This window comes from Streptosporangium sp. G12 (assembly GCF_052983175.1).
Genome location: NZ_JBRIQO010000067.1, coordinates 1 through 10,634, shown reverse-complemented (window position 1 = coordinate 10,634; position 10,634 = coordinate 1). Strand labels below are relative to the sequence as shown.

Below are 10,634 nucleotides of genomic sequence, written 5' to 3'. Positions count from 1 at the left end.
ACGGCACGCCCGCCACTACGCCCGCCTCCTCGACCGGCACGCCACCGCGCTCCAGGACGGCTCGGACGCCGAGGTCGATCGCTCGCCGTAGCTGTAGGTGCCCGAGCTGCAGGCCGTGAGCAGGCCGGCGCGCTTCAACGCGGCTGGCTGGTGGGGTGTGCCGGCGGGGTGGCTGCCAGGCTGGTCAGGAGCTTGAGCCGCTCTTCGGAGGTGCTGCCCGGTTCGGCGGTGTAGATGGTGAGGTCGTACACCGTCCGGCTGGAGATGGGCAGGTCAAGGGACTGGTAGGTCAGCTCCAGGTCGCCGACCTGCGGGTGCCACAGCCGCTTGCTGCCGGCGTGGCGGATGCGCACGTCGTGGGCGGCCCACTGGCTGCGGAACGCGGTGCTGAGCGTGGACAGCTCGCCGACGAGGTCGCGTAGCGCCCGGTCGTGGGGCTCGCGTCCGGCCTCGGCGCGCAGCAGCGCGGCGCTGACGGCGGTGGCCGCGTCCCAGTCGACGAAGAACCGCTGGGAGCCCGGGTCGAGGAAGATGTAGCGGGCGAGGTTGGCGCGGCCGTGCCGTGTGGTGGCAGGGCTGTCGAAGACCGGCGCGAGCAGGGCCCGGGCCAGCGCGTTGTGGGCGACGATGTCCTGGCGGCCGTTGCGTACGAACGCCGCGGACATCGTCATGGAGTCCAGCAGCCACTGGACGCGCGGCGGGACCTGTACGTCCTTGCGGCGCGAAGGTGCGCGGCGGGCGGGCCGGGCGGCGTGGGCCAGGTCGAACAGGTAGGTGCGTTCGTCCTGGTCCAGGCGCAGGGCCTGGGCGACCGCGTCGAGTACCTCTTGCGATACGCCGCTGATGTGGCCCTTCTCCAGCCGGGTGTACCACTCGGTGCTCACACCGGCCAGCACCGCGACCTCCTCGCGGCGCAGCCCGGGGACCCGGCGCCGACCGCCGGCGGGCAGCCCGACCTGCTCCGGGGCGAGCTTCGCGCGCCGGGTGGCAAGGAAGTCCCGGATCTGCTCGCGGTTGTCGAGCCGGTCGTCCATGCCCCCACGGTAACCGCAGGGTTCGCGCAGGCGCCGACGGTAAGGGGGTTGAGCTTATCCCCCTATAAACGCGCTCTGCCTCGCGCCCGGCCAGGCGGGTTTCCTGGGATCAGCACATCGAACGCGACCTGCGACACGGAGATGGATCCTGTCCGACCAGCTCTTGTAGCGGTGATCGGCCCGCCCATCACCGTCGAAGCCCTCCTGTGATGCACCACCAGGACCTCCAGCACCCGGGAGTATGACCATGACCGGCAAGACCGTACTGATCACCGGCGCGACCAGTGGCATCGGCGCCCACACCGCACGATTGCTCCTCGACCGCGGCCACCGCGTGGCCGTCACCGGCCGCGACGAGACCAAACTCAAGTCCTTCCTCGACGAGACCGGCCACCCCGACCGGCTGCTCGGCATCATCGCCGACGCCGCCGACTGGCCGGCCACCCAAGCCGCCGTGACCCGCACCGTGGCACACTTCGGCGCCCTGCACGCCGCGGTGGCCAACGCCGGCTTCATCCCCGGCGACCACCCGCGCACCATCGCCGACGGCGACCCGGAACTGTGGGCGCCCATGGTCCTCACCAACGTCCTCGGCCCCGCCCTGCTGGCCAACGCCGCCCTGCCCCACCTCGAGACCACGGGCGGGCGGCTGGTGCTCATCGGCAGCGTCGCCGGCCTGAAGAACAGCCCCGCCAACCTCTACTCCGCCACCAAGTGGGCCGTCACCGGCATGGCCGAGAACCTGCGGATGTACGCCACCAGCCGCGGCATCGGCGTCACCCTCGTCAACCCCGGCATGACCGACACCGCCTTCTGGCAAGGCGGCGTCCCGCCCTTCGCCCTGGCCCCCGAGCCCGTCGCCGAGGCCATCTGCTTCGCCCTCGGCCAGCCGGCCGACGTCGACCTCAACACCCTGACCATCCGGCCGGTCGGCCAGCCCGTCTGAGCCAGATCTGACACCCTGTGGCATCGCAGCCGGTCGTGAGCCGTGGTGTTTCCATCGAAAGCGAGACAGCCACCCCGGCAGATGGCCAGAGATCTCCTGGTCAAGTCCGCGGACAGTCCGGCTCCATGCCCGCCCATACGGCAAAAGCGTGAGCGGCCCGTGCCCGTGAGGTGTCACCGAGCGCGAGATCGGCGATCGTGCCAGCGCCCCTATTGATAATGCCCTACCGCACTACTCAACCACCGAACAAGGGAACAGGTATGAACCAGACACTCAAGCGGACGTTGCAGGTCGTCCGCAAGACCCTCACCGCAGGCGCAGCAGTAGCGCTGTCGGCGGCCATGCTGACCTTAATCACCGCTGCGCCCGCGCACGCCGCCGCCATCGCGAGAGTGCCTTGCGACGGTCAAATCCACGTCTGGATTCGGACAATCGATCCCAGTAATAATAATCTCTGCTTTAGAGGTACCGGCGTACTTAACGTGGCCATCTACAACATAGGGCTTGTGTCCTCAAGAGATCGATGGGTCACGGTGTACTACATCAGAAATGCCGGTGGCCCAGTGGAGGGCCAGCTCATCCCTCCCAAGATCGAGGGAGCCACGCCGCCGGTCCACGTTTGGCCCCTGTCTTATACCCCCATCCATATGATCACTCGGATTGCGGTATAAAAATCTCTAGTTAGATCTGCGAGCAGTCCTCGTCAACCAAGATGACGAGGACTGCTTGCTTTGTGCGCGAAATGCTGGCCTTTGTGGCCGGGCACTAAGGACCGGAATCAGAATGAGGTCTCTGTGGCTCGGGAATGACGGCGTGTCAGTTCGCGTTGGCGCGGCCCGGAGGCCTATGGAAGCTGGACTCCGGACCAGGCATCGACTTCGCACTGTCTGTCGGCATTGTTCCCTGTGGTCACGACTGTGCCGTTGGCACGCAGGCCAAGGGTGTGCGTTGAACCGGTCGCCACGGCGACAATGTCGCGCCAACCGCCGACTTCGCACTGTCCGTAGCTGTTGTCTCCTGCTGCGAGGACCCGTCCGGACGCAGTGACCCCGACGGTGTGGTAGCTGCCCGCGCCGAGCGCCACCACGTCTTCCCACTCATCGACCTCGCACGCCCCGGTTGCCCGGTCTCCGGTCGCTACTGCCCGCCCGTCGGCTCTGAGTCCGACGGTATGGAGATACCCGGCCGAAATGGCGGCTAGGTCACGCCACCCTTCAACGACACACTGCCGTCGTCGGTTGTTCCCCGTGGCCAGTGCAGAACCGTCCGATCGGACGCCGACCGAGTGCCAGTCACCACACGAGAGAACGACCATCTCGCGCCAGGACTGCACGTCGCACTGTCCTTCTGAACTCCGGCCAACTGCCAGCACGCGGCCATTCGCGAGTAGCCCGAGCGTGCGGCGCCAGCCTGCGGCCACGGCCGTGATGCCTCGCCATCCGGCGACATCACATTGCCCATCGCCATTCCACCCCGTCGCCAGCACCGTACCGTCCGACCGGAGTCCCACCGTATGAGACCTGCCCGTGTTCGTCGCGGTATGGACGTTGCCAGCTGCCACCGCGACGACGTCTTCCCATCGCTCGACACGACATTCAGCGGCTGCGGTATTACCCACGGCGAGAACGGTTCCATCCCAGCGCCGTCCGACCGAATGACACCTTCCGGCCGCCAGCGCCGACGGGTTAGCGAGCATTCCGCCTCCTTGTGCTTGGCGCGAGTGCGAGACGTGGGATTCCACCTTACTTTGCACTGAAATTAGAGCGGGGTCCTCAGTCGTCGCCAGCAGATGACGGCATAACCGAGTGTGATGAAGGCCTGGTGGATGTCGTCGCGGATCTCCCAGCGGATGCGTAGGCGGCGGAACCAGTGCAGTAGTGCGATGGCGCCTTCCACGACCCAGCGGTGTACGCCGAGTCCGGAGCCGTGTTCGGTGCCGCGCCGGGCGATGTGCGGGGTGATTTCGAACCGTCGGACCTGGTGGCGGTAGCTTTTGTGGTCGTAGCCGCGGTCGGCGTAGAGGTGCTTCGGGCGGCGCAGCGGTTGGCCGCGTTTGCCTCGGATCGGCGGGACGGCTCGGATCAGTGGGATCAGCTGGGTCACGTCGTTACGGTTGCCGCCGGTCAGCGTGGCGGCCAGCGGGATGCCGTGGGCCTCGACGATCACGTGGTGCTTGCTGCCGGTCTTGCCCCGGTCCACCGGGGACGGGCCGGTGGCCGCACCACCTTTCATCGCCCGCAGATGGCTCGAGTCGACCGACGCCCGGGACAGATCCAGTATGCCGGCCGCCCGCAGTTCGGCCAGCAGCATCTCGTGCAGGCGCTGCCAGACCCCGGCCTCGTTCCACTCCCGCAGTCGCCTCCAGCAGGTCATCCCGGAGCCGAAGCCGAGTTCCTGCGGGAGGTAGCGCCAGGGGATGCCGGTGTAGAGCACGAACAGGATGCCGCACAGAACCCGCCGGTCATCGAGCCGACGACGCCCCGGGTACCGGAAGCGCCGCTCAATCACCGGCAACAGCGGCTCGATACGCTCCTACAGCCCATCGTCAACCTCCCACGGCTTGCGCCCACCACGAGTCTCGGTCGCAACCACTCCCTCCAGGCCGCGCCAACGCGAACTGACACGCCGTCATTCCCGAGCCTCAGAGACCTCATTCTGATTCCAGTCCTAAGCGAGATCCTGAGATCTGCAGGTAGTGACCAACGTGCCTGACAACCCTAGATAACTTGTCAGGCACGTTCGTCGAAAGCCCGCTTGCCTTACAGGCCTTCACACGACTGACCAGCAGGTTTGTTTGCCAACCCCAGATAACGCCAGTGCTCTGTGCGGTGTCGTCGCACCAAGAACACACACCGGGGAACGTCACCGGGCGCCCGCACTCGTCGCACCGTTGCACTCGTCGCGGGTCACCGGCCGCGGAGCCGTCGAGACGACGGCGGGAGCGGGCATCTTGCGCCGCAGTCGGTGAACGATCGGTTTCGCGGGGGAGCGGACCTCGTCGGGCAGCCCGGCGGTCAGGACCGTACGGTTCGGCGCGAGACGATCCGCGCCACGATGATCTGCCACGCGGCGTACGCGAGAACGAGCAGCCGCTCCGGCCATCCGATCGGGACGTCGGGGCCGAAGCGGCCGTCGGCCCCGAGCAGGACAGTCTGGGCGACCATGAACATGACCAGCGCCGCGGGCGGCAGCACCGCGGTCCACCACAGCCCGCGCTTGACGGTAGAGAATGCGCTGTCGCGGGTGAGCCCGGCGGTGATCAGCAGTACCGCGACCGGAAGGAACATGAGCGCGAGTCCGGCGCCAAGCCCGTGCAGAGTGCCGCTGGCGGACAGCTGATCCTGCGGAGTGTCGATGGGGTCGGTGACAAAGACGCCGCCGATGACCGTGCCGACGGCCGCGACCGCCAGGATGACCGCACCGATCCGGGTAGGGAGCCGCTGGGGCCGGACGAGGAGCGCGATCGCCAGGGCTCCGTAGCCGACCGCGGACAGCAGGAACGCCACCACCATGAGCCAGCCGAACTCGCCGAGCGCATATTCGCTCGTGGTCTGCCAACTCGTCGAGACGTCGGGCCGGATCAGGTGGAGCAGGACCAGCAAGAGCAAGAACGCGACGCCCGCGACCAACGAGATGCCGGCGGCGCGGGCCGGGAACGCTCGCCCCGTCGGCGCGGCCGTGAGCCGGTCGTCCTGGTGGGGCGAGGGAGGTGTGAGAGTCACGATGCACTTCTTCCTGGAGCCGGACGGTCTCCTCAGGAGGTGGTAGAAGCTGCGTCGCGATTCTCGACATCCGGTGCCACCGATCTCCGCCCGTTCAGAGCCAGCCAACGTGCCTTACACGCCTGGCTCGAAAATCGGTCCGTTAGTGGGCAGGCGGCAGCGAACCTCGACCGGTGATTTCGGAACTGGTTATGCAGGTGGTGCGGCGGGGTCAGGCGGCTGGTTGCAGGGTGACCTTCTGGCCGGTGAGGTGTTCGAGCTGGCGGACCAGGTCACGTTCACGGCGCTGGGTGGCCAGGCGGGATTGGTAGAAGTCGGGCCCCAGGTCGATGAAGCGGGCCTCGGGATCCGACAGCAGGTGCCAGATGGCGGTCAGTACGGAGTTGCCGATGGCGACGATGGCGCGTTTTCGGCCCCTGCGGCGGGCGAGGCGGCGGTAGCGCTCGCCGAGGAAGGTGTTGGAGCGGGAGGTGGTGGCCACGATCTCCCCGACGGTGGCGGCGATCCACGGATTGCCCTTGCCGGTGGAGCCGCCCTTCTTGCGCCGGGCGGAGTTCTTGTCGATGGGCGCGAACTTGGCCCAGGACACCAGGTGGGCCGCGGTGGGGAAGCGGCTCATGTCCACCCCGATCTCGGCGATGATCTCTTGCGCTGCGATGGTGCCCACCCCGGTGATCTCATCCAGCTGAGCCGCTGCGGCGGCATACGGGGCAATCTGGTTTTCGATTCGGGCGGAGACCTGCTCGACCTTCGCGGTGAGGTCGTCGACGCGCTCGACCATCATCTGACACAAGAAGGCGTGCTCATCGGTGAAGTGCCCCCTCAGGGCCTCCTCCAGGACACTGATCTTGGCACGCATGGCACCGCGCGCCATCTGCGCCAGCACCCGAGGATTACGTTCTCCGTTGATCAACGCTGCGAGCATTTGGCGGCCGGATACGCCGAAGACGTCACTGATCACGCTGGACAGTTTGATCTGCGCGTCCTCCAGGAGCTTTTCCACGCGCTGCTTCTCGCGGGTGCGCTCACGCACCAACGTCCGCCGATAGCGGGTCAGATCGCGCAGTTGGCGGATCGGCTTGGGGTGCACCAGGCTGGGCCGGCACATGCCGCGCTCGACGACCTTGGCCAACCAGACCGCGTCCAGCTTGTCGGTCTTCGGGCGGCCAGGGACGTTCTTGACGTGCTTGGCGTTCAGCAGCCAGCAGGTGAAGCCCTCGGCTTCCAGCACGGTGTTGGTCACCTCGTCGCGCATCGTGGTGGTGACCCACTGCGTGCGCATGTAGTCGCGCAAGTAGTGCTCCCAGGGGTGGTGTGCATGCGGGAGGCAAGGAGTTCCAGCACCCGCACATTCAAGATCACGCTCGCTGGGGAGGACTGCTCGCGTGCGCGGCGCCACCAGCGCAGAATCTCCAGCGCCTGCGTCACCGACTCCTCGGCCGTCGACAGACGGGACAAGACGTTCGCGGCGTTCACGGCGATCTCATCGGGAACGCGGCCAGATCCGGCACTGGGGCGCTCAGAGGGGCGGGTGAAACGTTGCCAAGCCGAGCCGCGGGCACTGAAGTGTGAGGTGCCCTGCAGATTCCGGACAGTCGGCTGCATAAGCTGACAGAAGTCTGGAAGAGGTAAGTACGTGACGAGGCGTCGTAGGCAGTTCTCGCCGGAGTTCAAGGAAGAAGCCATCCGCATGGTGCTGGAGGGCGAGCGGACGGTCGCGTCGGTGGCGCGGGAGTTCGACATCAACGCCAGCACGCTGGGCAGTTGGGTGAACCGGCATCGGATCGTGAGCACCCAAGCTGAGCAGCGGCTGGTTTCCGGGCCGGAGCGGGCGCGGATCCGGGAGCTGGAGCGGGAGAACGCGGAGCTGCGTGAGAAGCTGACGTTCTTGAAAAAAGCAGCCGCCTTCTTCGCGGCCGAGAGTCGATGACGCTCGCCAAGTACGAGCTGATCGACGCGGAGAAGGCATGCCACTCCATCGCCCGGATGTGCGCCTGGCTGGGGGTGAACCGCGCCGGGATTGATGGAGGCTTCATCGGTTGGAAAGGATGGAGCTCATGTCAGGTCGATCTGGTTCGTCGCACCCCGCCCAGCGTCGGTATCCGCCGGAGTTGAAAGAGCGGGCGGTGCGGATGGTGCAGGAGGCCACCGCGCAGTCCAGGGAGTCGTTCGGCGTCATCACTCGCGTTGCTCGGCAGTTGGGCATTGGGTCGGAGTCGCTGCGCAACTGGGTCAAGCAGGCCGAGATCGACGGCGGTCAGCGACCCGGGACCAGCACCGATGAGGCCAAGCGGATCGCCGAGTTGGAGCGGGAGGTCCGCGAGCTGCGCCGCGCCAACGAGATCCTCAAGGCGGCGTCGGCTTTTTTCGCCAGAGAACTCGACCCTCGACCACCCAGATGAACGCCTTCATCGACGCTCACCGCGCCCAGTTCGGTGTCGAGCCGATCTGCCGGGTCCTGCAGAGCGCTGCCTCGACGTACTACGCAGTCCGCACCCGGCCGCCGTCTGCGCGAGCAGTACGCGATAACCGGCTCAAGACAGAGATCATCCGCATCTACCAGGACAACTACTCCTGCTACGGCGCCCGCAAGATCCATAGGCAGCTGCGTCGCGAAGGGCATGCGGTCGCCCGGTGCACAATCCAGCGACTGATGGGCGAGTTGGGCATCGTCGGGCTGGTTCGCGGGAAAGTCCGGCGAACCACCATCGCCGGCGACCAGGCCGATCGGCCGGCCGATCTCGTCGACCGCACCTTCTGCGCGCCGGCGCCGAACCGGCTCTGGGTCGCTGATCTGACCTATATCCGCACCTGGTCGGGCTGGGTGTATGCGGCGTTCGTCATCGACGTGTACTCCCGGATGGTCGTGGGCTGGCAGATCGCCACCCATCTGCGCACCGACCTGGCCCTGGACGCTTTGGAGATGGCCATCTGGCGTCGCAATCGCGGCCAGTGCGCGGATCTGTCTGGGCTAGTTCATCACTCCGACCGCGGGGTGCAATATTTGTCGATCCGCTACAGCGAGCGCCTGGCCGACACCGGAGCGGTCGCTTCAGTGGGCAGCCGCGGCGACTCCTATGACAACGCCCTGGCCGAGTCCTTCAACGGCCTGTTCAAAGCCGAACTGATCCGCCGCTACGGCCCCTGGAAGAACATGGACGACGTCGAGTTGGCGACGCTGGAATACCTCGACTGGTTCAACCACCGCCGCCTGCACACCGCCTGCGGCAACATCCCGCCCGCAGAGTACGAAGCGATCCACTACCGTCACCAACAGGCCGCACTCACCGCAGCAGAAACCAAGTAGCCAAGTCTCCACGAAACTCGGCGCGGTTCACCCCGGCTGGCCAGTACGAGCGCGTCACCGGCCAGCTGGCTTCCTTGGTCGCCGAGCGCGACCACCGCCACGGGCTCGGCGAGGAGGTGCGGCGCGGCCAAGACCTCGCTCGCCGTGACCCGGCCGCAGTCAAGCGGGTCCGCACCCGAAACGAACAGGCCCGCGAACGCTTCGAAGCGCAACAGCGCCAGGCCGCCGCCCGGGCCGCCAGCCGGACACCTTCTCACCGGCCACCCACCCCCAAGGGCCCCAGCCAGGGGTTCGGCAGGTAAGTGCGGGCGGCGGAGGTGGCGGAGCGTTCAAAGCCCGCTTCGGGCGCGCCGGTCAGGGCATGGTCGCCGCGGCCCAAGGGGGCGCACAGGGGGTGCGCGGCGCGCCCCCCTTGATTTCGCGTCGTCCCAGGTCAACTAGTGCCGCATCAGGCAACATTTGCCGCGTCGGCCTGGGCAAGGACAAGCCTGCAGCCGGCACACCCGAGGGTGTGCCGGCTGCATGAATTCCTGACCGGGGCACCGTGCTGCCGACGGACACAGCACCCTCGGTGACGCCACCGCTGACCAGTGGGGCTTCGGCTCCGCGGCAGCGGGGCAGGCGGGGGCCGCCGTTGGCTCACACGCCGACGGCTGCGCGTCCGGCGGCGTAGACGCGGGCCTGCTCGGCGATGCGGCGGCCGAGGTGCTCGGCGGTGGCTATGTCGGCCTTGTGGACTTCCTCGGGGCCGTGGTCGGTGTGGGTCTGGGCGCCCGCGCCCAGGTAGAAGCCGAGGCGGTTGAGATCATCCTCGGAGGCGGTGGTGCTGTTCCAGCCCGGGTGCAGGCCGAGGTTGACCCAGGTCATGCCGTGCTGGGCCGCCAGGACGGCGAAGTACTGGAGCGTGTGGAGCTTGTCGCCGCTCTTGGCGCCGGAGTTGCTGAATCCGGCGGCGAGCTTGTCCTTCCACGAGTGGACGAACCAGCGCTTGGAGGTGGTCTCGGCGAACTGGTGGAAGGCACCGGAAGCCGTGCCCATGTAGGTCGGCGAACCGAAGACGATCGCGTCGGAGGCGTCGAGCAGCTCCCACTGCTCGTCGGTGATCTCGTCGACCTTGATCAGGTGGACGACGGCTCCGGCCTGCACGGCGCCGTCACGCACGGCCTCAGCGAGGACGGTTGTGTGGCCGTAGCCGGAGTGGTAGGCGATCGCGACGACGGGGGTGCTCATGAAGATTTTCCTCCTGGCAGTGGGTTGGCTGACTCCCTCTGGGAGCCGGGAGGTCGACGATCATCCGGCGTGGCGGCTTGGAGTCGACCTGTACCCACTAGGACCGAACAGCCTCCGCCTCCGTGACACCGGAAGGGTGATTTGTGAGAATGGGCAGCTTTTTCGTTACCTGATGATGTGAGGTTGGGCTGACGGGCACCCGGTCACGTCATTCACTTCCGGACCAGAGGCGCGGACGACACCACCTGCTGAATCACAACAGGGCAAACGTTGCCTGATGCGGCACTAGTATGATGCGCCGCAAGTCCAGAGGGTAACTATTTCTTTGATGGCTGGCTGGGTGGGTTGATCTTGGCGAGGTAGTCGGCGAGGGACTTGAGGATCTCGTCGGCGGT

The 10,634-nt window shown here is 67.0% G+C and carries 11 protein-coding genes and 1 other annotated feature; of the genes, 5 read left to right on the top strand and 6 right to left on the bottom strand.

What is annotated here, in order from left to right:
- Nucleotides 1–134: 134 nt before the first annotated feature.
- A complete protein-coding gene (locus ACVCAG_RS45505) occupies nt 135–1,034 on the bottom strand; it encodes an MmyB family transcriptional regulator (protein WP_440089852.1) in 900 nt (299 codons plus the stop codon).
- A 247-nt stretch (nt 1,035–1,281) separates the two neighbouring features.
- Here ACVCAG_RS45505 and ACVCAG_RS45500 point away from each other — a divergent pair, with 247 nt between their 5' ends.
- Entirely contained in the window at nt 1,282–1,980 is a 699-nt protein-coding gene (locus ACVCAG_RS45500; RefSeq protein WP_440089854.1) for an SDR family NAD(P)-dependent oxidoreductase, read from the top strand.
- 260 nt (nt 1,981–2,240) lie between these two features.
- A complete protein-coding gene (locus ACVCAG_RS45495; protein ID WP_440089855.1) occupies nt 2,241–2,651 on the top strand; it encodes a hypothetical protein in 411 nt (136 codons plus the stop codon).
- A gap of 173 nt (nt 2,652–2,824) precedes the next feature.
- On the opposite strand, the gene ACVCAG_RS45490 is transcribed toward ACVCAG_RS45495, so the two are convergent.
- The 4 genes from ACVCAG_RS45490 to ACVCAG_RS45475 all read right to left on the bottom strand — a co-directional run bounded on the left by ACVCAG_RS45490 (nt 2,825) and on the right by ACVCAG_RS45475 (nt 6,996).
- Nucleotides 2,825–3,676 carry an RCC1 domain-containing protein gene (locus ACVCAG_RS45490; protein ID WP_440089857.1) on the bottom strand — a complete coding sequence of 284 codons (852 nt, stop codon included), beginning with the start codon at nt 3,674–3,676 and terminating at the stop codon, nt 2,825–2,827.
- A gap of 62 nt (nt 3,677–3,738) precedes the next feature.
- Nucleotides 3,739–4,506, bottom strand: coding sequence for an IS5 family transposase (locus ACVCAG_RS45485; protein ID WP_447191656.1), 768 nt, complete (start codon nt 4,504–4,506; stop codon nt 3,739–3,741).
- A 488-nt stretch (nt 4,507–4,994) separates the two neighbouring features.
- Nucleotides 4,995–5,702: a DUF998 domain-containing protein gene (locus tag ACVCAG_RS45480; RefSeq protein WP_447191655.1), complete on the bottom strand. Its 708-nt coding sequence runs from the start codon at nt 5,700–5,702 to the stop codon at nt 4,995–4,997.
- A gap of 211 nt (nt 5,703–5,913) precedes the next feature.
- Nucleotides 5,914–6,996 carry an IS110 family transposase gene (locus tag ACVCAG_RS45475; protein ID WP_440089860.1) on the bottom strand — a complete coding sequence of 361 codons (1,083 nt, stop codon included), beginning with the start codon at nt 6,994–6,996 and terminating at the stop codon, nt 5,914–5,916.
- 342 nt (nt 6,997–7,338) lie between these two features.
- On the opposite strand from ACVCAG_RS45475, the gene ACVCAG_RS45470 reads away from it, so the two are divergent.
- The 3 genes from ACVCAG_RS45470 to ACVCAG_RS45460 all read left to right on the top strand — a co-directional run bounded on the left by ACVCAG_RS45470 (nt 7,339) and on the right by ACVCAG_RS45460 (nt 9,009).
- Complete coding sequence (locus ACVCAG_RS45470) at nt 7,339–7,632, top strand: transposase (protein WP_447191654.1); 294 nt, start codon at nt 7,339–7,341, stop codon at nt 7,630–7,632.
- Nucleotides 7,629–7,817, top strand: coding sequence for a hypothetical protein (locus ACVCAG_RS45465; RefSeq protein ID WP_447191657.1), 189 nt, complete (start codon nt 7,629–7,631; stop codon nt 7,815–7,817). The genes ACVCAG_RS45470 and ACVCAG_RS45465 overlap by 4 nt, the downstream gene beginning before the upstream one ends.
- Nucleotides 7,760–9,009 (top strand): IS3 family transposase gene (locus ACVCAG_RS45460; protein ID WP_440089925.1). Its coding sequence is split into 2 segments (ribosomal slippage): nt 7,760–8,069 and nt 8,069–9,009, totalling 1,251 coding nucleotides; the frame shifts between segments, so codons are not numbered across the junction. Before ACVCAG_RS45465 ends, ACVCAG_RS45460 begins: the two co-directional genes overlap by 58 nt.
- Nucleotides 8,062–8,176, top strand: a sequence feature (AL1L pseudoknot). It overlaps the preceding gene by 115 nt.
- Nucleotides 9,010–9,648: 639 nt before the next feature.
- Here the strand turns inward: ACVCAG_RS45460 and ACVCAG_RS45455 are convergent.
- Nucleotides 9,649–10,239: an NAD(P)H-dependent oxidoreductase gene (locus tag ACVCAG_RS45455; RefSeq protein ID WP_440089915.1), complete on the bottom strand. Its 591-nt coding sequence runs from the start codon at nt 10,237–10,239 to the stop codon at nt 9,649–9,651.
- Nucleotides 10,240–10,634: the final 395 nt, after the last annotated feature.

Coding starts and splice junctions, on each gene's coding strand:
- ACVCAG_RS45465 (WP_447191657.1), top strand. CDS start 7,629: ATGACGCTCGCCAAGTACGAGCTGATCGACGCGGAGAAGGCATGCCAC.
- ACVCAG_RS45455 (WP_440089915.1), bottom strand. CDS start 10,239: ATGAGCACCCCCGTCGTCGCGATCGCCTACCACTCCGGCTACGGCCAC.
- ACVCAG_RS45490 (WP_440089857.1), bottom strand. CDS start 3,676: ATGCTCGCTAACCCGTCGGCGCTGGCGGCCGGAAGGTGTCATTCGGTC.
- ACVCAG_RS45495 (WP_440089855.1), top strand. CDS start 2,241: ATGAACCAGACACTCAAGCGGACGTTGCAGGTCGTCCGCAAGACCCTC.
- ACVCAG_RS45505 (WP_440089852.1), bottom strand. CDS start 1,034: ATGGACGACCGGCTCGACAACCGCGAGCAGATCCGGGACTTCCTTGCC.
- ACVCAG_RS45500 (WP_440089854.1), top strand. CDS start 1,282: ATGACCGGCAAGACCGTACTGATCACCGGCGCGACCAGTGGCATCGGC.